A 22,334-nucleotide genomic window follows, 5' to 3' on the forward strand; every position below is an offset into this window, starting at 1 on the left:
CAAGGGGGGAGATCGACTCGTGGTTAGGTCTCGCCCATGTCAATGTTTGCGAATGGAGCGGTGCAAGTGCCTCCTGCCGATCTCCCCCCTTGAGGGGGGAGATGCCCGGCAGGGCAGAGGGGGGTAAGCCGCACACTCAACGCGGGGTACAACCACACCCGCCGAGGGCCTAATGTTCCCGCTTCTCCATCACCACCTTCGCCCGCTTCGCAAGGCTCTCCCGCCCAGATGAACCGGAGGCCTTGGCCAGCAGCGCCGGGATGGGCGATTTTTCGCCCTCCTGTGCGGCGGTGAGTGCGATCATCTCGGCGGCGATCCTTGCGATTTCGCGGCGGATGGGTTCGTCGTTGCCGGTGCCGCGCACGTTCAGCAGGCGTTCGGTGAGCGCGGTGCCCTGATTGCGGATATCCTCGATTTCCTGCTCCAGACCTTGCGACGCCGCTGGCTCCGTCACGACCGGGGGGGCTGGCTCCGCTGCGGCCATCGCCGGTGCCGCCTCTTCTTCGGCGGCGGGTGCGGTTTCAAGCGCGGCGGCGGGGGCAGGTGCCGGCGGTTGCGATGGGCTAGTCGTTTTCTCGACCGGCACGGCCGGGTTCGGCAGGCGAATGATCATGTCGTTGGCGCGGCCGCCGGTTGCGGCAAGCTGTTCCTTGAGGCGGGCGACTTCCTGGTTGCGCAGCGTCAGCATCGTGTCGAGATCGGCATTTTTCGCCATGAGCGTAGCGACCTGTTCCTCCAGCCGGGTGACCTTGCGGCTTTCGCGCGCAACCGCCGTCATCGCTTCCTTGTTGCGGGCGGCCACATCCTGCAATTCGCGGGTGGCGGTCTCGCCTTCCTTGCGGAAACGCGTGGCGCTCTGCTTGGCCTGCTCGGCTTCCAGATCGCGGGTGGCGGCGAGGATTTTCGAATCATCCAGCTCGCGCGTCAGGTTGGTGAGGCGGGCGGTGAGATCGGACATCTGGCTGGCGCGCTCGTTGGCGGCCTGCTCCTGCTGTGCGAGGTTTGCCTGTATGATGCCGGCGTGTTCTTCGGCGGCATCAAGCGCTGCACGCAATTCGCCGATCTCCAGCGTCAGCTCCTCGATTTTCAGGGCGAAGCTGCGGTTCTGTTCGCCAAGGCGGTAGGCGTCGCTGGAGGCCGCTTCGTTCGCGAGGCGCAGCGAGGTGTTCTTTTCCCGTTCGGTATCCAGTTCCTGGCGAACCTTGGCGTTTTCGGCGGCGTAGAGCGCACGCGCCATGTCCTTCTGGGCGCGCACTTCCTGCGGGCTGATGGGCATCGTCGCGCGTATGCGGTTTTCCGTATAGGCGACGATGCGGCGGTGGATCGCGGGTGCGATCAGCAGAGCCAGCAGGGTTGCGGTGAGAAAACCCAATCCGAAGAGAATGGCATATTCGATCACGCGGGACAGTCTCCGAAACTCAGATACGCGCGCATTCGGAAAGAGGGGCGCGAAAGCACGTTACGCTATTATTGCAACCGTGGGGAGGGGGCTCCCGGCAATTGCACAGGCGGTGTCGGCGCCACTTGTTTCTTCTCCCCGCGGGGGAGAAGTCCGCGGCAGCGGGATGAGGGGGCAAGGGTAGAGATATTCGGCAACGTTGCCCCCTCATCCGACCCTTCGGGCCACCTTCTCCCCGGCGGGGAGAAGAAAGATGCCGCACCGTCCCGTCTTATCAGAAGGGGTTCCAGGTCGGCTGCTGGGTGAGCTTCAGGTAACCGACATTGATGCCGAGGCGCGCGCCGATGCCGGTGCGGATGGGGGCAAGCGTTACGTCGCTGCTCTTCAGATAGGTCATGCCGACGCCGGCGACGATGAAGGCGGAGCCGCTCACACCGCCGTAACGGCGGTAAAGCGCATCGACGGACGGCAGGTTGTAGACCAGCATCATGGCGCGGGTGCCCTGGCCGCCATAATCGAGGCCAAGGGAGGGGCCCTGCCAGAAGACGGGGTGCTGGCCGGCATTCTTGGTGTAAAGCGTGCCTTCGCCATAAGTGAGGCCCGCGACGAAGGCGCCGGAGCCTTCCTGGCCCAGAATGTAACCGTTTGGAAGACCGTATTGCTGGAAGGCGCGCTCCACCACCTTGGCAAGGCCGCCGGTGGTTTCACCGAAGAATCCGTGGCCTGCATCCACGACTTCCTGGAAAGAATATTGATCGCTGTTCTGGGCCGCGGCCGGTGCGACCCATATCAGGAGGCTCGCAAGGAGCGCGACAATCTTTCCCAGTCCGAGGCGTGCAATGGTGCGGGTTTTCGTAAGGCGCATCGTCATGTCCGTCCGTCTGTTTCGTTAGCGCATCGGTTCGAAAATCCGAATCGGTTTTCGAAAGGGCCGATGCCCAGAGTCAAAGTTCTACAGCATGTTTCGCGCATCCTTGCGGATACACGGGGCTCCAGTGTGGCCTGTTAAGGCATTTGGCATTTTGAAACCATCCTATTAACAATCGGTTTACCAAATATGGTGTCATTATGGCTTAACAATTTCCACACCGTCCGCGCCTCCCTTGCGCAGGAGAGAATTTTATGACCAGCAAACTCAATATCACGCTGTCCGGTCCCGATCTGGCGGCTCTTCTGTGCAGCCGTGTGTGCCATGATGTGATTTCTCCTGTCGGCGCCATCAATAACGGCCTCGAACTCCTGGACGAGGGCGGCACGGATGACGACGCGCTCGATCTCATCCGCACGTCAGCCCTTAACGCATCCGTGCGGCTGAAGTTCGCCCGCCTTGCTTTCGGCGCTTCCGGCTCCGCCGGCGCGTCCATCGACACCGGCGAGGCCGAAAAAGCCGCCCAGGATTTCGCCGCTGCTGAAAAGAAGGCGGAGGTGAGCTGGAACGGCCCGCGCGCCATCGTTGCGAAGAATCGTGTCAAACTTCTGCTCAATCTCTTCCTCGTGGCTTATGGCGCCATTCCGCGCGGCGGCAATGTGGATGTGCTGCTGGAAAGCCCCGACGGCGACGCCAGGTTCGAAATCACCGTCAAGGGCCGGATGATGCGCGTGCCGGCCAAGTTCGTGGAAATTTACGAGGGCAGGCTGGAAGAGGCGGTCGACGCCCATTCCGTTCAGCCCTATTACACGCTGCTTCTGGCCGAGGAGGCCAATATGGCGGTGGAATACAAGGTGCATGACGACCGCATCGTGTTTACCGCCAAGACGGTTGCCGAGTGACCGTTCAATCGCCGATCTGAATTTGTGAAGGGCCGGGACAGCGTCTGCCGACGCGCCGGCCTTTTTCGTTTGGGGAGCATGTTCATGACACGTCTGACAACCGCTCGCCTTGTCCTGCGGCCGCATGCCATCGCGGATGAAGCGCTCTATCGCGCCTTCTGGGGCGCGGATGTTCCGCAGATCGAAGGGGTCGTATCGATTGCGCCGCTGGATCCGGAACTCACCTTCGCCCGGCTTTTGCGTTTTCTGGGCCATTGGTCCGCTTTCGGCTTCGGCCCTTTCGTGGTGGAAGAGCTTGCCACGGGGCGCATCGTGGGCGAGGTGGGCTTTGCCCATATGCGCCGTGGCAACGGTGAGGATTTCGACGGCGTGCCCGAGGCGATGTGGAAAATCGACGGGGCGCTGGTGGGCAAGGGTGTCGCGACAGAGGCGGTGGAGGCGGCGCTGCGATGGTTCGATGGTCGCGGGATTTCCCAGCGGACCGTCTGCATGATCAATCCGCTCAACAGCCCGTCGCTGGCCATAGCCGCCCGATTCGGTTTCCGGCCATTTCGCGATACGACGTTCCGCGACAGTCCCGTTCGGCTTTTCGAGCGGATCGCGGATATCTAGAGCATTTCTCAACGCGGCTTTCTCAAGCACACGGTGTTGCTGTCTCCAATCGCGTTTCAGGACGACCTGAAACCTGTTCGAGGTCTCGGCGGTCGGTGGATTGAACCAGGAGTTGGTCCATATCAACTCCGGAGCATCCCATGCGCTATCTTCTTGCGGCGGTCATCGTCATTTTTTCCACTGTCCACTCCGCAACGGCGGAAAGCGGCATCGGTTTTAAACAGATCGAATTGCCGGATGAGGCCGGTTCGAGAACGCTAGCCGTTTCATTGTGGTACCCGGCCGCGCCGTCGGGCAAAAGCGAGATCGTCGGTGAAAATGCCGCCTTTTACGGCCTTGAGGTTCAACCGGGCGCTTCCCTTCTTGACGGTTCACGTCCTCTCATATTGCTGTCGCACGGTTTCGGTGGAAGCTGGCGCAATCTGAACTGGATTGCCGGTGAGCTTGTTCGGGAAGGTTATGTCGTGGCCGCCCCGGATCACGGCGGCGAATCGTTCACCGAAGAAAATGCGACCGAGATCGTTCCATTGTGGGAACGGCCGCGCGACATCAGCAGAACGCTGACCGCATTGATCGGCGATGACCGATTCGCCGGCAGGATCGACGCGACGCGCATCGCCGTAATCGGCCATTCCCTCGGCGGCTGGACCGCAATGGAGCTGGTTGGCGCGCGATACAGCGCCGAACTTGCCCTGAAGGATTGCCGCGGGGAGAAGCGCCCGCCGCAATGCAAGGCTCCGCGTCTGCTCGCCAAAGTCGGGGTAGTCGGTGACGGCAGGGCCGATCCGCGGCTTTCGATGGATTTGAAGGATACCCGCATCCGCGCCGCCATCGCGCTCGATCTCGGGCCGGCCGCCGGTTTCCTGCCGGAGACGCTGCAAGCCGTCGGCGTGCCGGTTCTCATTCTGGCCGCGGGCGTGGAAACACCGGAGATCGCCGCCATCAAGGCCGATTCCGACTATATCGCCAGGCATCTGCCAAAGGCGACGACCGTTTATCGGGAGATACCGGATGCCAGCCATTTAAGCTTCATGCAGATTTGCAGGCCGAACGGCGAAAAGATCGTGGAGGAGCTTTCACCGGGCGAAGGTTTCGTCTGCCGGGATGGCGGCGGTAGGGACCGCGCGGCCATCCATGCGCAGATCGCGCAGGCAATCCTCGGCTTTCTGAAAGCGGAGATGCGCTAGGTCGGGTTTTCCGGAAGCCTCGTGGCCGGATGGTGCCGATAAACGAGGTCTTCGGGATCGGAACGGGGTGCCGCCGGGTCGAGCCTGCCGCCGATTCGTTCGGCGACGGCCGCGGATTTGCGGTTCTGCGGCGAGACGTAGCTGACAAGCGTGGGCAGGTTCAGGGTCTTGAAGGCCCAGTCGCGCAGCGCCGAGGCGGCTTCCGCCGCATAACCGCGCCCTTCATGGCCTTCGTAAAGCAGCCAGCCCAGTTCCTTTTCCGGAAACAGCGGACCGTGATTGATGCCGACCTGGCCGACGCATTGTCCCGTTTCGCCAAGCTCGATCATCAGTGCGCCATGGCCGAAAAAGTACCAGTTAGCCTGATCGTGGCAGAACACGCCCCATGTCGAGGGCAGGTCGTAGGGACCGCCGACACCGATGGAGCGCAGTGACGTCATGAAATCCCGATAGGCGGGGAAATCCGTGATCGCCAACGGGCGCAGCGTCAGGCGTTCGGTTCTGAGAGTGGGGATGAGGTGGTTCATCTGCCGTTGTCCCTTGGCGGTGCGTGGCCAGGTTTTCTCCCCTCATTCCTGTGCCTGTCACAGGAATCCAGTCGACGCGCGTCTGCGCGGCGGGAGAGTCCTTTCAGCCCAAGGACTTGGGCTGGCTGGATTCCTGTGACAAGCACAGGAATGAGGGAGAATAAATCTTCAAATCGCAACAAAAAACCCGCCGTTTCCAGCGGGTCTTTTAAAAACTGTCCTGTTCCGGAATGGATCAGGCGGTTTCGAGGAATTCCGTCGCGCCATCCGGCTCGCGCAGAACATAGCCGCGGCCCCAGACGGTTTCGATGTAGTTTGCGCCGCCGGCGGCGTTTGCGAGCTTCTTGCGCAGCTTGCAGATGAAGACGTCGATGATCTTCAGTTCCGGCTCGTCCATGCCGCCATAGAGGTGGTTCAGGAACATTTCCTTGGTCAGCGTCGTGCCCTTGCGCAGCGAAAGCAACTCGAGCATCTGATATTCCTTGCCGGTCAGGTGAACGCGCTGGCCGCCCACTTCAACCGTCTTGGCATCGAGATTGACGATCAGCTCGCCGGTGGCGATGACCGACTGTGCATGGCCCTTGGAACGGCGGACGATAGCGTGAATGCGGGCAACAAGCTCGTCCTTGTGGAACGGCTTGGTCATGTAATCGTCTGCGCCGAAGCCCAGGCCGCGAACCTTGTCCTCGATGCCGGCCATGCCGGACAGGATGAGGATCGGCGTCTTGACCTTGGAGAGGCGAAGCGTTCTCAGAACCTCGTAACCCGACATGTCGGGCAGGTTGAGGTCGAGAAGAATAATGTCGTAATCATAGAGCTTGCCGAGGTCCACGCCTTCCTCACCGAGGTCGGTCGTGTAGACGTTAAAGCTCTCCGACTTGAGCATCAGTTCAATGCTCTGCGCTGTCGCGCTGTCGTCTTCAATAAGTAGAACCCGCATAATTATCCCCTTTGCCGCCCGCGAACCGGTAAATCATTGCCTCGCGCGATGCGGATCCAGACGTTGCCTGATTTGCAGGCTGCCACCAAATGGTTAACAAATTCTAATTGCCTTTGGCAAGGTGTATCGAATTTATTAAGCAAAGTAGGCATTTCGCTGTTTTTGCACGTGAATCCACCATCGCCAAAATTGAAGCTTAACGTGAGGAAATCCCGTTAAGTGATTCAATCGACTCTTACATCGTCGGGTCCATTTTTTTGGACCTGGCATTTACCGACCCTTAAATGATCGTCGTTATCATTAACGATGCCCGTAAACGAAAGGTTAACGACGGCGGTTTTTTATTAACGTCGGGTAACTTTTGGGAATCATTCCGGGACAGGGGGCAACCCTTGCGGAAAAACGGGCGGGTTAAACGGGCCGATCAGGGTGGCATAGTGCCTTTTTGATCCGGGTCTCGCTATCCATGGAGTATTGCGTATGAAGTCGCGTGACAGCCTGGTTCGCCTGAAGGAATTTCAGGTCAATGAAAAACGCCGGCAGCTTAGCCAGCTGCAGCAGATGATGTCCGAGTTCGAGCGGATGGCAAAGGAACTGGTGCATCAGATATCTCTGGAAGAAAGCAAGTCGGGCATTACCGATCCGACGCATTTCGCCTATCCGACCTTCGCCAAGGCCGCGCGCCAGCGGGCGGATAATCTTCAGGTCTCGATCCGTGAGCTGAAGGCCCAGCAGGAAGCGGCCGAAGCTTCGCTGGAAGAAGTGCAGGCCGAATATGAAAAGGCCGCCGCACTGGAAAACCGCGACGGAGCCATCCGCGCCCGCGCCTGACCTATAGGCGCAGGAAATTACGAAGATCGTCCTCATTGACGGCTGCCGGTGGATCAGGAGGCGGCTTTCAATGACGGGACGCCATGCATTTTTTCGAAAGGCCGCTCCTTCAGGGCGGCCTTTTGTTTTGCCGCGTCGCCGGTGTTTCCCGCCGGGACGGTCAGGCCTGATTTCGATTGTCCGGACGTGGGGAAAGGCGTATTTTACGGAGGTTCCGACCGTGAGCCGGAGGCTTTTACGCGCACGCGCCCCGTGCGGGTGCGGGCGGCACTTGCAGGGAGGAAAAAATGGCCCGCCAATATATCGATTGCCGCGAATTCCCCAGTGACAGCAGATGCACCGTCGCCATCTCCGCCGATTCTCCGGAGGAACTTATGGAAGCGGCCGTGCAACACGCCGTGGCCGTGCACGGCGCAAAGGATACGCTTGAATTCCGTGAAGAAGTCCGCCGGAGCATGCATGCCGGGACGCCGCCATTGAAGGTGGCGTGAAAAACCGGATTGACCTGTTTTACGATTTGGAACGGTTGCATGTTTCTTCTCCCCGGCGGGGAGAAGAAACATGCCGCGACGCTTGCGATTATTCTGCCCTCAGACAGAAGATAAAGCGCCCTTACCCCTGAATTACATCCGCCCATTCGGCATGGCGTAATGTCTGGGCCTTGAAGAACGGGCAGAGCGGAATGATTTTCCAGCCGCCCTTGCGGGCTTCATCGATCGCATGCGCGGCGAGCGCCTGGCCGACGCCTTTGCCGCGCAGCGCATCGGGCACGCCGGTATGATCGATGATGATGAGGGAAGGGGAGGTGCGCGAATAGGTCATCTCCGCCTTGTGGCCGTCGATGGTCGCCGAATATTCGCCGTGCGATCCGGTTTCGGTTGTCTTGATGTCCATGATGAGCGCCTTCCGCATTGCTGTTCGTTGTCGCCACTGTAACGGCTTGCATCCGAATTGAAACAGCGGGATAGCGAACGCAGCGGATACAAACCGGCGACAATCGCCGGCTTTGTGGGGCAGTTCTCAGGGGGGATCCGAAATCGAACCGAAAACCCCGTCGATAATCCGGCGGGGCGTTCTGGAAACTCGGTCTGGGCGCGTTATCGCGCCGGCGCACTGTTTTAGTGGCGATATTGCTGAATGCGCGTGGTGCGCAGGCCGGCAAGGCCGTGATCGGCAATCGAGGACTGCCAGGACAGGAATTCTTCGACGGTGAGCGTATAACGCTCGCAGGCTTCCTCGAGGCTCAACAGTCCACCGCGTACCGCTGCAACCACCTCCGCCTTTCTGCGAATGACCCAGCGACGGGTATTGGCAGGCGGAAGATCGGCGATCGTCAGAGGGCTGCCATCGGGGCCGATGACATATTTAACTCGTGGGCGTATCATTTCGGTCATTGGACACTCTATACAAACTCAAGACCATATGACGGGAACTCTATCCCGGTACCTTTAAAAATTGCCTAAGCAGCTCTAGACAATTTATTAAGAATTTGAACGGTTTCGCCTGATTTGTTCGAGTCGCCTTATTTTGCCGGGAAAAAATTTTTCCAAAAATCGCAATTTTTCTCTCTCATCGGTTGTTTCCGTCAGAGTGCCGCAAGCGAAAGCCACGTTTTCCCGCTGCCCTGGGTAAATTCCGCCGTTCCCTCATGCTGCAGCCGCAGGCGGTCGCCGGCATCGAGGGAAAGGATGGAGGTTGCCGACTGCGATGTGCCTGATGTCGATGCATTGCCGGCGATACCGAAGCTGGCCGCCGCGCCATTGATGAAAAGCGTCACCCGGTGGCCGGAGGAAGAGACCACGGCGAGCGTCAGGGCGGCCAGATAAAGGCCCTTTGCCGGAACCACGAGTTCACGCCCACCGCCGCTCACCGCATCGCCGAGCGCAAAGCCGCCCTCGGCGATGGAGAGCACGGAAAAACCTGCCGCCGCGCCATTGGCGGGTTTCGTCGTGCCCGCCGGCAGGCCGGCGACGGCGAGCGGGCGGTTCGGCATCGAGACCCGGCCGTCGCCGCTGCATAGAAGTGCGGTGTGCCATGAGGCGCCATCCTTGCTGGTCTTGATCGAAAACCCGTCAGTGCCGGCAAGGCCCATTTCCGCCCGGCCGCTCCAGCCGGACTGGAACAGCAGCGAGGCGGTATCGCCCTTGCCCGCCTTGTTGATCGTCATGCGGTGGCTGCCACCTTCTTCGGTGTGGGTGAAGAGGCTGGCGGGGGAGGTGAGCGCCAGCCGATTGGTGGCGTCGGCCTCCGTGCCGATGCCCAGCCTTTCCAGCCGACCGGCGGCCGGCAGCGGCATGTCGCGCCAGTTGCCGTCGCGCAGGATGCGGTATCTGCTCTCGGCCGCAAACCACGCCGTCCAGCCCGGCTGCGGCGCGATCAAGAGCCAGGCGCCATCCTGCCGGAAAGCGAGCCTGCCGCCCTTGCCGGCCCAGTCACCCGCGGCATCGGCGGAGAGGAGGAAACAATCCCCTTCCTCAGCGTTATCGGGCGGTGTGGTGATGATGGCCTTGATGACCAGTTGCACGATCGCATCCAGCCTTTGCAGGGCTTCGTTATGGGTGACGTGTTTCTGTGCCTGCGAGGGGAGGATATAGGGAAGCCGAAGTCTCGCCGTCTGTTCCGTCATGATGTGCCTTCCGCGCTGCAGTGTTTCGTTGCGGGGCATTGTGTGGCGGTGGCGTGGGGTGGGGATGAGTGGGGAAGAAATTTGTCTGCGTTGATCGGTATGAGGATGTTTTTAGGGGCTTCGGCGTATGCTGTTTACCCCCCTCTGTCCTGCCGGACATCTCCCCCTCAAGGGGGGAGATCGACTCGTGGATAGGTCTCGCCTATCACGACGTTTGCGAATGAAGCGGTGGTAGCGCCTCCTGCCGATCTCCCCCCTTGAGGGGGAGATGCCCGGCAGGGCAGAGGGGGGTGAGGCGGCATACGCCGAAGCTCACCAAGGCAGAAATCCGATCCACCCGTTGCAGTAGCCGCAGAAGACGGAAAGCGGCGTTACCCCGCGTGTTCCACTGCCATCGCCCCTTCGGCAATGAAATCCGGATTGGCCAGCGCATCCTCGCCATCGCCCCTCACCGCATATGCAAGCGGCCTGCCCTCGCAATCGAGCGTCCTGCCGCCGGCCGCACGCAGCACGGCGTCGCCGGCGGCCGTGTCCCACATCATGGTGCGGCTGAAGCGGGGGTAGATATCGGCGGCGCCCTCTGCCAGCATGCAGAATTTCAGCGAAGAGCCGACGGAGATGCAGTCCTTCAGCCCATGTTCGGCCACGAAGGCTTCCGTTTTCGCCGTGCAATGCGAGCGGCTGATCAGCGCCACGGGGGAGGCGCCGCGCTGGCGCGCGCGGATGGGGTGGCGCGACAGGATGGCGCCTTCGCCGGAAATGGCGAGCTTTTCGGCGGCGTTGTCCTCGCCCGTCCATGCCTGCCCGCGGCAGGGGGCGTAAACCACGCCGGCCACCGGAACGCCGTTGCGGATGAGCGCGATGTTGACGGTGAAATCGTCCTTGCCGGAAATGAACTCCTTGGTGCCATCCAGCGGATCGACGAGGAAGAATTCCGCACCGGTTTCCGGCAGGATGCCGCTCGATACCGCCTCTTCGGCAACAACGGGGATGTCGGGAAAATGGGCGGCCAGCGCCGCAAGAATGATCGCCTCGGCGCGCTGATCGGCCTCGGTCACCGGCGAGCAGTCGTCCTTATACGACACATGCGGGCCGGCACGGTGGACCGCCATGATGGCCTGCCCGGCGTCCAGCGCCGCTTTCGTCAATATGTCGATCATCTCTTTGCCAATTGATCCCGTCTGCGGGATATCGCCGTTCCGATCTTCGCTACTCCTTTGCCCGCTGCCCGTCAAATAATGGCGTCGGACAATGCTGAAATAAGCATCCGGCCGTCATTTTTTCAGCACTTCCTGCCAAAATCATGGCTCTTTTGACCGGGAAAGCGGCAGTCCATGTGGAAATTCCAAATTTTGTGCAGGATAGCCCGTTTTTGACTTCACATTTTTAACGAACACGATATGCATTTTGAGGGTGGGGGTCTGCCTGCAAGGGCGCCCCTATAATTAACATAACGAGGCGTGGCCCATTCGAGGTCGTGCCCGGGGGAAAGACATGGAGTATTTTATCCAGCAGCTCATCAACGGGCTGACTCTTGGATCGATCTACGGCCTCATCGCTATCGGCTATACGATGGTTTACGGCATCATCGGCATGATCAACTTCGCCCATGGCGATATTTTCATGCTCGGCGGCTTTGCCGCGCTGATCGTTTTCCTGATCGTGACATCCTTTGTCGCCGGCATTCCGGTGGCGCTTCTTCTGCTTCTGATGATGGTCGTCGCCATGCTGATGACCGGCCTGTGGAACTGGGTGATCGAACGCGTCGCCTATCGCCCGCTCAGAGGCTCCTTCCGTCTTGCACCGCTGATCACGGCCATCGGCATGTCGATCGCGCTGTCCAACTTCATCCAGGTGACGCAGGGTCCGCGTAACAAACCGATCCCGTCGATGGTGACGGAAAGCTATCATTTCGGCGCCATTACCGTGTCGCTGAAGCAGCTCATCATCATGGTCGTTACCTCGGTGCTGCTCTTCGCCTTCTGGTATATCGTCAACAAGACCCCGCTCGGCCGGGCGCAGCGCGCCACCGAACAGGACCGCAAGATGGCCGCACTGCTTGGCGTCGATGTCGACAAGACGATCTCCATCACCTTCATCATGGGTGCAGCACTCGCCGCTGTCGCGGGCACCATGTATCTCATGTATTACGGCGTTGCCTCCTTCAGCGATGGCTTCATTCCCGGCGTCAAGGCGTTTACGGCGGCCGTTCTCGGCGGCATCGGCTCGCTTCCGGGCGCTGTTCTCGGCGGTCTGCTGATCGGCCTCATCGAATCGCTGTGGTCGGCCTATTTCTCCATCGCCTACAAGGATGTCGCGGCATTCGGCATCCTGGCTTTCGTGCTGATCTTCAAGCCGACCGGCATTCTCGGTCGTCCGGAAGTCGAGAAGGTGTGATCCCATGACCAATATCGCTTCCGACAATGCTGCTTCCAGCCCGAGCCTGATGGCGGCGGCTGTGAAGGAGGGCCTGATTGCGGGCCTCATCTCGTTCGGCATGTTCATTCTTTATGTGGGCATCGTCACCTATCAGGATATCAACAACCAGCTTATCTGGGGCACCCGCTGGGGGCTTCTGGCGGTCTTCGTCGGCATTGCCGCTGTCGGCCGCTTTCTCGTCGTCGGCTTCATCAAGCCGTCGCTGGACCGTCGCAAGCTGGCCAAGGCCAAGAGCGGCGTGCTGGAGATTTCCGAAGAGAAGGGCTTTTTCCACAAGCACTTCCTGAAGCTGGCGCTGGTCCTGCTGCTGCTTTATCCCGTTATCGCCGTGCAATTGTTCGGCTTTCAGGGTTCGCTGAAATTCGTCGACAATTTCGGCATCCAGATCCTGATCTATGTGATGCTGGCCTGGGGCCTCAACATCGTCGTCGGGCTGGCCGGCCTGCTCGATCTCGGTTACGTGGCCTTTTATGCGGTCGGCGCCTATTCCTATGCGCTGCTCTCCAGCCATTTCGGCCTGTCCTTCTGGGTGCTCCTGCCGGTCGCCGGCATTCTCGCGGGCTTCTGGGGCATCATCCTCGGTTTCCCGGTGCTTCGTCTTCGCGGCGACTATCTGGCAATCGTGACGCTCGCCTTCGGTGAAATCATCCGCCTCGTGCTTTTGAACTGGACGGATGTGACCAAGGGCACCTTCGGTATTTCGGGCATCGCCAAGGCGTCCGTCTTCGGCATCTGGTCCTTCGATGTCGGCGCGTCGAACAATTTCGCCAAGGCCTTTGGCCTGTCGATGTCGTCGGCCTATTACAAGATCTTCCTGTTCTACGTGATCCTGCTGCTTTGCATGCTGACGGCCTATGTGACCATCCGCCTGCGCCGCATGCCAATCGGCCGTGCCTGGGAAGCGCTGCGCGAGGACGAGATCGCCTGCCGTTCGCTCGGCATCGATACCGTCATCACCAAGCTCACCGCCTTTGCGACGGGCGCGATGTTTGGCGGTTTCGCCGGTTCCTTCTTCGCCGCGCGTCAGGGTTTCGTGTCGCCGGAAAGCTTCGTGTTTCTCGAATCCGCCGTCATTCTCGCCATCGTCGTTCTCGGCGGCATGGGCTCGCTGACGGGTATCGCCATTGCGGCGCTGGTCATGGTCGGCGGCACCGAGCTCCTGCGTGAAATGGAGTTCCTGAAGCATGTCTTCGGGCCCGACTTCACGCCTGAACTTTACCGTATGCTGCTCTTCGGCCTTGCCATGGTCATCGTCATGCTGTTCAAGCCGCGCGGCTTCGTCGGCTCGCGTGAACCCACGGCCTTCCTTAAGGAACGCAAGGCCGTCTCCGGCAGCTTTACCAAGGAAGGTCACGGTTGATGGCTTCCGGAACGGCAACAATGACACCCAATACGACTGGCGATACGATCCTCAAGGTCGAACATCTCTCGATGCGCTTCGGCGGCCTGATGGCCATCAACGACTTCTCCTTCGAGGCGAAGCGCGGCGAGATCACGGCGCTGATCGGCCCCAACGGTGCGGGAAAGACCACGGTCTTCAACTGCATCACCGGCTTCTACAAGCCGACCATGGGCATGATCACCATGCGCCAGCAAAGCGGCGAGGCGCATCTTCTCGAGCGCCTGCCGGATTTCGAAATCACCAAGAAGGCCAAGGTGGCGCGCACCTTCCAGAACATCCGCCTGTTTTCGGGCCTCACCGTTCTGGAAAACCTGCTGGTGGCGCAGCACAATGCGCTGATGAAGGCCTCGGGTTACACGATCCTCGGACTTCTCGGCCTGCCCGCTTACCGGCGGGCGGTGGATGCCTCTATCGAAAAGGCCAAATACTGGCTTGAAAAGGCCGATCTGATCGACCGCGCCGACGATCCGGCCGGCGACCTTCCCTATGGTGCGCAGCGCCGTCTGGAAATCGCCCGCGCCATGTGCACGGGGCCGGAGCTTCTGTGCCTCGACGAGCCGGCCGCCGGCCTTAACCCGAAGGAATCGCTGGCGCTCAACGCGCTTCTGCGCGGCATTCGCGACGAGGGCACGTCGCTGCTCCTCATCGAGCACGACATGTCCGTGGTGATGCAGATTTCCGACCATGTGGTGGTTCTGGAATATGGCCAGAAGATTTCCGACGGCACGCCGGACCATGTGAAGAACGACCCGAAGGTCATCGCCGCCTATCTGGGTGTCGAGGATGATGAAGTGGAAGACGTGATTGCGGAAGAACTCGACGGAGGAGCGGCCTGATGTCCGGTGAACCGCTTCTGAAAGTCCAGGGTGTCGAAACCTATTATGGCAATATCCGCGCTCTGGCCGGTGTCGATGTCGAGGTCAAAAAGGGTGAGATCGTCAGTCTGATCGGCGCCAACGGCGCCGGCAAGTCAACGCTGATGATGACCATCTGCGGCAGCCCGCAGGCGCGCGCCGGTCAGGTAATCTTCGACGGCGAGGATATTACCCAGCTGCCGACCCATCTGATCGCCCGCAAACGCATTGCCCAGTCGCCCGAAGGCCGCCGGATTTTCCCGCGCATGACGGTGCTGGAAAACCTGCAGATGGGCGCCAATCTCGATAACCTGAAATATTTCAAGGAAGACGTCGAGAAGATCTTCGTGATGTTCCCGCGCCTGAAGGAGCGCCAGAGCCAGCGCGGCGGCACGCTTTCCGGCGGCGAGCAGCAGATGCTCTCCATCGGCCGCGCGCTGATGGCACGGCCGAAGCTCCTGCTGCTGGACGAGCCGTCGCTCGGTCTCGCACCCTTGATCGTCAAGGGCATTTTCGAGGCGATCAAGAAACTCAACCAGGAAGAGGGGCTGACCGTCTTCCTCGTGGAGCAGAACGCCTTTGCCGCGCTCAAGCTTTCCGACCGCGCTTATGTGATGGTCAACGGCAAGGTGACGATGAGCGGTTCGGGCAGGGAACTGCTCGCCGATCCGCAGGTGCGCGCCGCCTATCTCGAAGGCGGACGGCACTGAAAGATTTTACTTGCGCCGGAAATTTTGCGGCGCAAGACTGCAAACGGCGGCCTGTCGTCCTTTCGGCAAAACCTTAAGGATCCATGGCGGGGTGCAAACAATAAAATGCCCGGCGGGAAAACGACGGGACGACAGACAAGGCAGGGTCAGGGCGTTTCAGCCCGGCACTGATGGGGAAAGAGATGCAGGGCCTTTTTTTCGAAACGGATAACGGCGTGCGGTATGTTCTGCGCGCGCTGGTTGTTCTTCTGGGTTTCTGGACGGCATGGCGCACGGGCAAGTCCGTGGCCGATGGCTGGGGCGGTTATACGCGGGTGGTTATCTATACGCTCGCTCTGGGTGTGGTGATGCGGTTTCTGCATCACGCGCTGTTCAACGGGTCGTTCATCAACGGCTTCTATTACGTGTTTGACGTCGTTCTTCTTCTGGTTTTTTCCAGCGTCGGTTTCCGCACGCGCCGGACAAGCCAGATGGTCAATAACTACTATTGGCTTTACGACCGGACATCGGCATTTTCCTACAAGAAGAAAGATTGACAGGCGGATTTTTCCGGCTGCACAATGCTCGTCAGAGTGGAACAGTTTCCTGTTCAGTGAAGGTGGGTACTGAACAGGCCCTTGCAATCAACCCATCCAAAGGAACTGGGAGTAAAGTAATGAAGAAGTCTCTTCTTTCCGCTGTTGCGCTGACCGCCATGGTCGCGTTTGGCGGTTCGGCCTGGGCCGATGTCGTGATCGCTGTCGGCGCACCGCTGACCGGCCCGAACGCTGCTTTCGGCGCTCAGATCCAGAAGGGTGCCGAACAGGCCGCGAAAGACATCAATGCCGCCGGCGGTATCAATGGCGAGCAGATCAAGATCGTGCTGGGCGACGACGTATCCGACCCCAAGCAGGGTATTTCGGTTGCCAACAAGTTCGTCGCTGACGGCGTGAAATTCGTTGTCGGTCACTTCAACTCCGGCGTTTCCATTCCGGCTTCTGAAGTTTACGCCGAAAACGGCATTCTCGAAATCACACCCGCCGCAACCAACCCGGTCTTCACCGAGCGCGGCCTTTGGAACACGTTCCGTACCTGCGGCCGTGACGACCAGCAGGGCGGCATTGCCGGCAAGTACCTGGCCGATCATTTCAAGGATGCCAAGGTCGCCATCATTCACGACAAGACGCCTTACGGTCAGGGCCTTGCCGATGAAACCAAGAAGGCTGCCAATGCGGCCGGCGTGACGGAAGTCATGTATGAAGGCGTCAATGTCGGCGACAAGGACTTCTCCGCGCTGATCTCCAAGATGAAGGAAGCCGGCGTTTCCATCATCTACTGGGGCGGCCTGCACACCGAAGCCGGCCTCATCATCCGTCAGGCGGCTGACCAGGGCCTCAAGGCCAAGCTCGTTTCGGGCGACGGTATCGTCTCGAACGAACTTGCTTCCATCGCCGGCGACGCCGTCGAAGGCACGCTCAACACCTTCGGCCCGGATCCGACACTGCGCCCGGAAAACAAGGAACTGGTAGAGAAGTTCAAGGCCGCCGGTTTCAACCCGGAAGCCTACACGCTCTACTCCTATGCCGCGATGCAGGCGATTGCCGGTGCGGCGAAGGCCGCCGGTTCCGTGGAGCCGGAAAAGGTTGCCGAGGCCCTGAAGTCCGGCACCTTCCCGACCGCGCTCGGCGACATCTCCTTCGACGAGAAGGGCGACCCGAAGCTTCCCGGCTACGTCATGTACGAATGGAAGAAGGGTCCGGACGGCAAGTTCACCTACATCCAGCAGGGCAGCTAAGCCCTTCTGCGACACCCTATCGAAGCCCGGCAGCGATGCCGGGCTTTTTGTTTGCGGTCTCGACGCGGGTTTGAGTTTGTCACCGTCTCGCAACTGCTCGAAAACCGCTGAAGCTCATTCTCTTGCCAGAGCGCCTCAGTCGATCCGCGTCAGAATAAAGTCCGCGCGTTCCCCTATGCCGGATTTCGGAAGCACGGAAATATCGTAACCAAGCTCGTCATAGTCGCGGAGCAAACGCTCATATTCCTCGACCGCCGCATCGAAGCCATGCTTGCGCTCGCTGTCGCCCCTGTAGATTTCCGGCCATGGCGGGGTGAGGAAGACCAGACGGTTATAGCGGTGTGCAACCCGCAGCGTCTCGATGAAGGCATCGCCATTTATATGGCGAAGCGCCGAGGCGGCGTCGATCAGGCCGCGATCGAAGAAGACCGGGCCTTCGGGCGGGGCTTTTTGCCGGTCTTCGAGCGCCATGGCGATGGCGCGGCGGGCAAAGGCTTCGATGTCGATCCACGGCAGGGCCGTGCCGCCATTGCGGGTTTCTTCGATGACGATTCGGCGGCCGGGCTCTTCCACGGTGGCGAAACCCCGTCGGGCAAGCTCAGCGAGAAGCGTGGATTTTCCGCCGCCGGAGCAGCCGGAAAGGATGATGAAACGGTCCATGGGAACGTCCTCCTTGTTGGGGATGCGGGGTATGTTTGATGGAATGGGTTGAGGCGTTGCCGCTTGTTTCTTCTCCCCGAGGGGGAGAAGGTGGCCCGAAGGGTCGGATGAGGGGGAAACGTTGCCGGATTTCGGAGAGCTAGCCCCCTCATCCCGCTGCCGCGGACTTCTCCCCCTCGGGGAGAAGAAACAAGGGGCCGCCGTTCGACCAATGAGCGGACGCTGCGCTCAAGCGGAAAATATATGTTGGCCGAACCTTACCACACTCAGCGCTGTCGTCACCCCTGATGCAGAATATGCGCCGCCTTCACGGCCGCCGATGCCCGGTTTTCCACCCCGAGCTTCACATAGATCTGCTCCAGATGCTTGTTCACGGTTCTCGCGGAAAGGCCGAGGATATCGCCGATATCGCGATTGGATTTGCCCTTCGCGATCCACAGCAGCACTTCCGATTCCCGGGCAGTGAGGGAAAAATGCTCGCGCAGCAGGTGGTCGCCGGATTTCTCATTGGCGGCGGTGAGGCGGAAAAGGAATTCATCCGGCCCCATGGCGCCGAGGAAGGACAGTTGCAGGGCGGGCCGCCCGGCCTCGGTGATCGTCAAAGGCACGTCGCGGCCGGTTTCCGCCGCCGCCCGTTCTGCGAGCCAGCGGCCGATATGGCTGGTGACGATTTCCATGCCGTCGTCGCGGCCCGTGGCGGCGTTGACGAGCCGCGTCGCCTGCGGCGTTGACCAGTGGATGGCGCCATTGGCGCGCACGGCAAGCAGGTGGCGGCCGGCGGCATCGAGCGCGACGCGGGCGCTTTGCGCCGAGCGGGCATTGGAAAGGTGCACGCGGATGCGGGCGCGCAGCTCGTCGATGTTGATCGGCTTGGTCAGATAATCGACGCCGCCGGATTCGAGCGCCCGCACCACATGTTCGGTCTCCGTCAGCCCGGTCATGAAGATGACGGGCACCTGCGCCACCGCCGCATTGGCCTTCAGGCGGCGGCAGGTCTCGAAACCGTCCATGGCCGGCATGACGGCGTCGAGCAGGATGATATCGGGCGTGATGCGTTCGGCGATGTTGAGCGCGGCCTGGCCGGAGGTGGCGATGAGGGCGGAAAAGCCTGACTGTTCCAGTGCATCGGTGAGGAACCCCAGTGCTTCCGGGCTGTCATCCACCAGCAATACGATGTCTCTCGGGGCTGCCGCCGCCTGACCGCTCATGCCTTGCCGTCTCCCGTGTCGCTATCCGCAAACCGTTTGAGAAAATGCGCGTAACCGGCCAGATCGAAGGCCTGCACATAGGTGCCGAGCTCCTGCGTGAAGGGCAGGTTTTCCGTGTTGCGGGCAAGATCGGCGAGTTTCGCCTCGATGCCGCGTATGTAGCCTATTTCGCCGAGCCGCTGCAAATCCTGAATGTGAATTGCACCGGGATGGACGATCTGCGCCACGGGCGGCGGCGATGGCGGGGGCGGCATATCCGCCTCGTAGATCCATTTCAGGCCGAGATGCACGGCAAGCCTGTCGCAAAGCTGGCGGATATCGACAGGCTTGGCGATGGCGTCATTGTGGTTGTCCTCGCCCGCGCCCGCCACGGTTCCGTCGCCGATATTGGCCGAGAGCATGATGAGCGGGGCGGTCTGCCCGGCTTCACGCAGTTTGGTCACAAGCTGCCAGCCGGTCATGCCGGGCATGGAAATATCGATAAGGAAGAGGTCGGGCTTCACGCCTTCGATGAGCGTCAGGCATTCCGGCCCGCTTTGGGCGGTCAGCACCACGAAATCGAGCGGCACCAGCACCTGCCGCATCAGCTCGCGATGATCCTCATTGTCATCGACCACGACGATGGTGCGGCGCGGCCCGGAATAGGAGCGGATGGTCTTTTCCGCCGCCGGCGCCGTGCTTGGCCGGTGCACGGCAGAGAGCATGAGGCGCACGCGGAAAGTGGAGCCTTCATCCTTTGCACTGGAAACGGAAATTTCGCCGCCGAGTGTATTGGTGAGGAGCCTTGTGATGGTCAGGCCGAGGCCGAGGCCCGGCATGGGGCGCACGCTGTCTGCCTCGCCGCGCTGGAAGGGTTCGTAGATGCGGGCGAGGTCTTTTTCGGCAATGCCGCGGCCGGTATCGGAAACGGTGAAGCTGGCCACCTGGCTGCGGTAACCGACATCGAAGGTGACGGCGCCCTCATCGGTGAACTTGATGGCGTTGGAGATGAGGTTGACGAGGATCTGCCGCAGCCGCTTTTCATCGGTGCGGACATATTGCGGCAGGGCGCGGGAGCGGTCATGGCGAAATTCCAGCCCCTTGGCCTGCGCCTGCGGGCGGAACATGTCGACGATCTGGTCGAGGAAATCCTGAATATTGATCTCGTTGGAATAGACCTGCAGACGGCCGGCCTCGATCTTTGAAATATCGAGAAGCCCGTCGATCAGGCCGGACAGGTGATCGGCCGAGCGGCGGATGACCTTGATCGCCGATTGCCGGGGCGGGGGGATGGTGTCGTCGCGCTCGAGAATCTGGGCATAACCCAGGACGGCGTTGAGCGGGGTGCGCAATTCATGGCTGAGGCCCACCACATAACGGCTCTTGGCGCGGTTGGCGGCCTCAGCCGTTTCCTTGGCGTCCTGAAGGGCGGCATCGGTCTTCTTGTGGGCGGCGATTTCCTTGAGCAGCAGCGTGTTCTGGCGGGAAGATTCCTCTTCCGCCACCACACGGCTGTCATGGGCAAGCACGAGGAACCAGCAGACGATGCCGGCAATGACGGCGAAGACGAAAAACACGATGAGGATGGTGCGGTTCACCACATCGGCCGTTTCCGGCGAGGCGGTGCCGACCTGATGGGCGATCATTGCCAATATGCCGCCGATGGCGGTGACGGCAATCGCCGCGGCCATGCCGTAACGTCCGAGCCGGGTGGCGAGTTTGGCGACCAGTTGATCCGGCAGGAAAGATTTCGCGACGGTCGCGACCTGATAGTTCAGCTTCGCCTTCGGCTTGCACATGTCATGGCAGCGGCTGTCAAGCGAGCAGCAGAGCGAACAGATCGGCGCGGCATAGGCGGGACACCAGGCCATGTCTTCCGGCTCGAAAGGGTGTTCGCAGATCGAGCAGGTGATGCTGCTTTCCTCACGCCATTTCTGGCGCGGCTTGCGGGCGAGATAAAATTTGCCCTTCGTGCCCCAGGCAATCAGCGGCGAGGCGATGAAAGCGACGATCAGTGTGAGATAGGGCGCGAGCGATGCGGCGAGCGGCCCGAAGGCGCCGAAATGCGCCATCAGCGCGATGGTCGCCGAAAGCGCCATGGAGCCGACGCCGACGGGGTTGATATCGTAAAGATGGGCACGCTTGAATTCGATGCCGGGCGGGGCAAGGCCAAGCGGCTTGTTGATGAAAAGATCGGCCGAGATGGTGCAGAGCCACGCCATGGCGATGATGGAGAAGATGCCGAGCGTTTCTTCCAGCAGCCGGTAAATGCCGAGTTCCATTAGAAGCAGCGCGATCGCCACGTTGAAGACCAGCCAGACGACGCGGCCGGGGTGGCTGTGGGTGAGGCGCGAGAAGAAGTTCGACCAGGCGAGCGAACCCGCATAGGCGTTCATGACGTTGATCTTCAGCTGCGAGACGACCACGAAGGCGACCATCAGCAGCATGGCCGCCGTCTCGTTGGGGATCATGTAACCGAAGGCGGTGAGATACATTTGCGCCGGATCGGCGGCGCGATCCACCGAGACGCCGGAACTGAAGGTGAGCACCACGAGGAAGGAACCGGCGAGCAGCTTCGGCACGCCGACGACGACCCAGCCCGAGCCCGCGAGGAAAACCGCAATGCGGTGACGCAGGCGGCTTTGCCCCTCGGCCGGCAGGAAGCGCAGGAAGTCCACCTGTTCGCCGATCTGCGACATCAGCGCCAGGATGACGGCGGAGGCCGCGCCGAATTCCACCAGATTGAAATCTGCCACCGTGCCGGGCGGCCCCGAGGCGTGGTGTATGCCGGCAAAGGCCCGCCACAGATCGTATTTTTCCCAGTCCATCAAAGCGATGAACACGAAGGGCAGAATATTCAGCACGATCCAGAAAGGTTGCGTGACGATCTGGAAGCGGCTGATGAGCCGCACGCCATGGGTGACGAGCGGAATGACCATGACGGCCGAGATGATGTAGCCGATCCACAAGGGTATGCCGAGCGCCAGTTCCAGCGCGCCTGACATGATCGACGCCTCAATGGCGAAGAGCATGAAGGTGAAGGCGGCATAGATGAGCGAGGTGATGGTGGAACCGATATAACCGAAGCTCGCGCCGCGCGTCAGAAGATCGATATCGACCCCGTGACGGATGGCATAACGGCTGATCGGCAGGCCGACGGCCAGCATGGCGATGGCGGCGACGAGAATGGCGTAAAAGGCGTTGGTGGTGCCGTAGGAGAGCGTGATGGCGCCGCCGATGGCTTCCAGCGCCAGAAAGGAAATCGCGCCGATGGCGGTGTGGGAAATGCGGTTGGAGGAAAATTGCCGGGCGCTCTTGGCGGTGAAACGCAGCGCATAATCTTCCAGCGTCTGGTTGGCGACCCAGCGGTTATATTCGCGCCTGACGGGGATGATGCGTTGCCGTGCCGCCATACC

22 protein-coding genes are annotated in these 22,334 nt (G+C 60.8%); 11 read left to right on the forward strand and 11 right to left on the reverse strand.

Annotated features, from left to right (window positions below):
• Positions 1-169: 169 nt before the first annotated feature.
• The gene (locus RAC79_RS20300; RefSeq protein ID WP_174039615.1) at positions 170-1,399 is read right to left on the reverse strand and encodes a hypothetical protein; all 1,230 of its coding nucleotides are present in this window, start codon (positions 1,397-1,399) and stop codon (positions 170-172) included.
• 274 nt (positions 1,400-1,673) lie between these two features.
• The gene (locus RAC79_RS20305; RefSeq protein ID WP_003522931.1) at positions 1,674-2,270 is read right to left on the reverse strand and encodes a DUF1134 domain-containing protein; all 597 of its coding nucleotides are present in this window, start codon (positions 2,268-2,270) and stop codon (positions 1,674-1,676) included.
• Positions 2,271-2,521: 251 nt separating this feature from the next.
• On the opposite strand from RAC79_RS20305, the gene chpT reads away from it, so the two are divergent.
• The 3 genes from chpT (at position 2,522) to RAC79_RS20320 (ending at position 4,968) form a co-directional block, all read left to right on the forward strand.
• The gene (chpT, locus tag RAC79_RS20310) at positions 2,522-3,169 is read left to right on the forward strand and encodes a histidine phosphotransferase ChpT (RefSeq protein WP_003522930.1); all 648 of its coding nucleotides are present in this window, start codon (positions 2,522-2,524) and stop codon (positions 3,167-3,169) included.
• 84 nt (positions 3,170-3,253) lie between these two features.
• Positions 3,254-3,781 carry a GNAT family N-acetyltransferase gene (locus RAC79_RS20315; protein WP_065655532.1) on the forward strand — a complete coding sequence of 176 codons (528 nt, stop codon included), beginning with the start codon at positions 3,254-3,256 and terminating at the stop codon, positions 3,779-3,781.
• Positions 3,782-3,921: 140 nt separating this feature from the next.
• A complete protein-coding gene (locus tag RAC79_RS20320; protein WP_174039614.1) occupies positions 3,922-4,968 on the forward strand; it encodes an alpha/beta fold hydrolase in 1,047 nt (348 codons plus the stop codon).
• On the opposite strand, the gene RAC79_RS20325 is transcribed toward RAC79_RS20320, so the two are convergent.
• Both RAC79_RS20325 and ctrA read right to left on the reverse strand, forming a co-directional pair.
• Positions 4,965-5,495: a GNAT family N-acetyltransferase gene (locus RAC79_RS20325; protein WP_142844930.1), complete on the reverse strand. Its 531-nt coding sequence runs from the start codon at positions 5,493-5,495 to the stop codon at positions 4,965-4,967. The genes RAC79_RS20320 and RAC79_RS20325 overlap by 4 nt on opposite strands.
• Positions 5,496-5,730: 235 nt before the next feature.
• Positions 5,731-6,435: a response regulator transcription factor CtrA gene (gene ctrA / locus RAC79_RS20330; RefSeq protein ID WP_003522926.1), complete on the reverse strand. Its 705-nt coding sequence runs from the start codon at positions 6,433-6,435 to the stop codon at positions 5,731-5,733.
• Between the two features lie 480 nt (positions 6,436-6,915).
• Here ctrA and RAC79_RS20335 point away from each other — a divergent pair, with 480 nt between their 5' ends.
• Positions 6,916-7,266, forward strand: coding sequence for a flagellar export protein FliJ (locus tag RAC79_RS20335; protein ID WP_080824430.1), 351 nt, complete (start codon positions 6,916-6,918; stop codon positions 7,264-7,266).
• A gap of 287 nt (positions 7,267-7,553) precedes the next feature.
• Positions 7,554-7,757 carry a DUF1059 domain-containing protein gene (locus RAC79_RS20340; protein WP_003522925.1) on the forward strand — a complete coding sequence of 68 codons (204 nt, stop codon included), beginning with the start codon at positions 7,554-7,556 and terminating at the stop codon, positions 7,755-7,757.
• Positions 7,758-7,878: 121 nt separating this feature from the next.
• Here RAC79_RS20340 and RAC79_RS20345 read toward each other — a convergent pair whose 3' ends face one another.
• The 4 genes from RAC79_RS20345 to cysQ form a co-directional block, all read right to left on the reverse strand.
• A complete protein-coding gene (locus RAC79_RS20345; protein WP_003522924.1) occupies positions 7,879-8,160 on the reverse strand; it encodes a GNAT family N-acetyltransferase in 282 nt (93 codons plus the stop codon).
• Positions 8,161-8,384: 224 nt separating this feature from the next.
• Positions 8,385-8,660 (reverse strand): DUF1153 domain-containing protein, encoded by a 276-nt coding sequence (locus RAC79_RS20350; protein ID WP_003491799.1) that lies wholly within the window; start codon positions 8,658-8,660, stop codon positions 8,385-8,387.
• 191 nt (positions 8,661-8,851) lie between these two features.
• A complete protein-coding gene (locus RAC79_RS20355; protein WP_174036403.1) occupies positions 8,852-9,892 on the reverse strand; it encodes a DUF2793 domain-containing protein in 1,041 nt (346 codons plus the stop codon).
• A gap of 371 nt (positions 9,893-10,263) precedes the next feature.
• A complete protein-coding gene (gene cysQ / locus RAC79_RS20360; RefSeq protein ID WP_065656759.1) occupies positions 10,264-11,052 on the reverse strand; it encodes a 3'(2'),5'-bisphosphate nucleotidase CysQ in 789 nt (262 codons plus the stop codon).
• 334 nt (positions 11,053-11,386) lie between these two features.
• On the opposite strand from cysQ, the gene RAC79_RS20365 reads away from it, so the two are divergent.
• The 6 genes from RAC79_RS20365 to RAC79_RS20390 all read left to right on the forward strand — a co-directional run bounded on the left by RAC79_RS20365 (position 11,387) and on the right by RAC79_RS20390 (position 17,071).
• On the forward strand, positions 11,387-12,289 hold the full coding sequence (locus RAC79_RS20365) for a branched-chain amino acid ABC transporter permease (protein ID WP_004430050.1): 903 nt from the start codon (positions 11,387-11,389) through the stop codon (positions 12,287-12,289).
• Positions 12,290-12,338: 49 nt separating this feature from the next.
• On the forward strand, positions 12,339-13,691 hold the full coding sequence (gene livM / locus RAC79_RS20370; RefSeq protein ID WP_371259707.1) for a high-affinity branched-chain amino acid ABC transporter permease LivM: 1,353 nt from the start codon (positions 12,339-12,341) through the stop codon (positions 13,689-13,691).
• On the forward strand, positions 13,691-14,569 hold the full coding sequence (locus tag RAC79_RS20375) for an ABC transporter ATP-binding protein (RefSeq protein ID WP_003522919.1): 879 nt from the start codon (positions 13,691-13,693) through the stop codon (positions 14,567-14,569). The genes livM and RAC79_RS20375 overlap by 1 nt, the downstream gene beginning before the upstream one ends.
• Positions 14,569-15,297 carry an ABC transporter ATP-binding protein gene (locus RAC79_RS20380; RefSeq protein WP_125145471.1) on the forward strand — a complete coding sequence of 243 codons (729 nt, stop codon included), beginning with the start codon at positions 14,569-14,571 and terminating at the stop codon, positions 15,295-15,297. The genes RAC79_RS20375 and RAC79_RS20380 overlap by 1 nt, the downstream gene beginning before the upstream one ends.
• 182 nt (positions 15,298-15,479) lie before the next feature.
• Positions 15,480-15,833, forward strand: a complete 354-nt coding sequence (locus RAC79_RS20385) for a DUF6867 family protein (RefSeq protein ID WP_174039613.1) — start codon at positions 15,480-15,482, stop codon at positions 15,831-15,833.
• A 119-nt stretch (positions 15,834-15,952) separates the two neighbouring features.
• Positions 15,953-17,071, forward strand: a complete 1,119-nt coding sequence (locus RAC79_RS20390; RefSeq protein WP_004430064.1) for a branched-chain amino acid ABC transporter substrate-binding protein — start codon at positions 15,953-15,955, stop codon at positions 17,069-17,071.
• A gap of 135 nt (positions 17,072-17,206) precedes the next feature.
• On the opposite strand, the gene RAC79_RS20395 is transcribed toward RAC79_RS20390, so the two are convergent.
• From RAC79_RS20395 to RAC79_RS20405, 3 genes are all read right to left on the reverse strand, one after another.
• Positions 17,207-17,731 (reverse strand): AAA family ATPase, encoded by a 525-nt coding sequence (locus RAC79_RS20395; protein ID WP_174039612.1) that lies wholly within the window; start codon positions 17,729-17,731, stop codon positions 17,207-17,209.
• 278 nt (positions 17,732-18,009) lie between these two features.
• Positions 18,010-18,939: a response regulator gene (locus tag RAC79_RS20400; protein WP_065656763.1), complete on the reverse strand. Its 930-nt coding sequence runs from the start codon at positions 18,937-18,939 to the stop codon at positions 18,010-18,012.
• Positions 18,936-22,331, reverse strand: a complete 3,396-nt coding sequence (locus RAC79_RS20405) for an ATP-binding protein (protein ID WP_035260387.1) — start codon at positions 22,329-22,331, stop codon at positions 18,936-18,938. The genes RAC79_RS20400 and RAC79_RS20405 overlap by 4 nt, the downstream gene beginning before the upstream one ends.
• Positions 22,332-22,334: the final 3 nt, after the last annotated feature.

This window comes from Agrobacterium sp. LR_9 (assembly GCF_041954855.1).
GTDB classification, from domain to species: Bacteria; Pseudomonadota; Alphaproteobacteria; order Rhizobiales; family Rhizobiaceae; genus Agrobacterium; species Agrobacterium leguminum.

Excerpts from the sequence above, each read along its gene's own strand:
- RAC79_RS20305 (WP_003522931.1), bottom strand. The coding sequence starts at position 2,270 with ATGACGATGCGCCTTACGAAAACCCGCACCATTGCACGCCTCGGACTG.
- chpT (WP_003522930.1), top strand. The coding sequence starts at position 2,522 with ATGACCAGCAAACTCAATATCACGCTGTCCGGTCCCGATCTGGCGGCT.
- RAC79_RS20315 (WP_065655532.1), top strand. The coding sequence starts at position 3,254 with ATGACACGTCTGACAACCGCTCGCCTTGTCCTGCGGCCGCATGCCATC.
- RAC79_RS20320 (WP_174039614.1), top strand. The coding sequence starts at position 3,922 with ATGCGCTATCTTCTTGCGGCGGTCATCGTCATTTTTTCCACTGTCCAC.
- RAC79_RS20325 (WP_142844930.1), bottom strand. The coding sequence starts at position 5,495 with ATGAACCACCTCATCCCCACTCTCAGAACCGAACGCCTGACGCTGCGC.
- ctrA (WP_003522926.1), bottom strand. The coding sequence starts at position 6,435 with ATGCGGGTTCTACTTATTGAAGACGACAGCGCGACAGCGCAGAGCATT.
- RAC79_RS20335 (WP_080824430.1), top strand. The coding sequence starts at position 6,916 with ATGAAGTCGCGTGACAGCCTGGTTCGCCTGAAGGAATTTCAGGTCAAT.
- RAC79_RS20340 (WP_003522925.1), top strand. The coding sequence starts at position 7,554 with ATGGCCCGCCAATATATCGATTGCCGCGAATTCCCCAGTGACAGCAGA.
- RAC79_RS20345 (WP_003522924.1), bottom strand. The coding sequence starts at position 8,160 with ATGGACATCAAGACAACCGAAACCGGATCGCACGGCGAATATTCGGCG.
- RAC79_RS20350 (WP_003491799.1), bottom strand. The coding sequence starts at position 8,660 with ATGACCGAAATGATACGCCCACGAGTTAAATATGTCATCGGCCCCGAT.
- RAC79_RS20355 (WP_174036403.1), bottom strand. The coding sequence starts at position 9,892 with ATGACGGAACAGACGGCGAGACTTCGGCTTCCCTATATCCTCCCCTCG.
- cysQ (WP_065656759.1), bottom strand. The coding sequence starts at position 11,052 with ATGATCGACATATTGACGAAAGCGGCGCTGGACGCCGGGCAGGCCATC.
- RAC79_RS20365 (WP_004430050.1), top strand. The coding sequence starts at position 11,387 with ATGGAGTATTTTATCCAGCAGCTCATCAACGGGCTGACTCTTGGATCG.
- livM (WP_371259707.1), top strand. The coding sequence starts at position 12,339 with ATGGCGGCGGCTGTGAAGGAGGGCCTGATTGCGGGCCTCATCTCGTTC.
- RAC79_RS20375 (WP_003522919.1), top strand. The coding sequence starts at position 13,691 with ATGGCTTCCGGAACGGCAACAATGACACCCAATACGACTGGCGATACG.
- RAC79_RS20380 (WP_125145471.1), top strand. The coding sequence starts at position 14,569 with ATGTCCGGTGAACCGCTTCTGAAAGTCCAGGGTGTCGAAACCTATTAT.
- RAC79_RS20385 (WP_174039613.1), top strand. The coding sequence starts at position 15,480 with ATGCAGGGCCTTTTTTTCGAAACGGATAACGGCGTGCGGTATGTTCTG.
- RAC79_RS20390 (WP_004430064.1), top strand. The coding sequence starts at position 15,953 with ATGAAGAAGTCTCTTCTTTCCGCTGTTGCGCTGACCGCCATGGTCGCG.
- RAC79_RS20395 (WP_174039612.1), bottom strand. The coding sequence starts at position 17,731 with ATGGACCGTTTCATCATCCTTTCCGGCTGCTCCGGCGGCGGAAAATCC.
- RAC79_RS20400 (WP_065656763.1), bottom strand. The coding sequence starts at position 18,939 with ATGAGCGGTCAGGCGGCGGCAGCCCCGAGAGACATCGTATTGCTGGTG.
- RAC79_RS20405 (WP_035260387.1), bottom strand. The coding sequence starts at position 22,331 with ATGGCGGCACGGCAACGCATCATCCCCGTCAGGCGCGAATATAACCGC.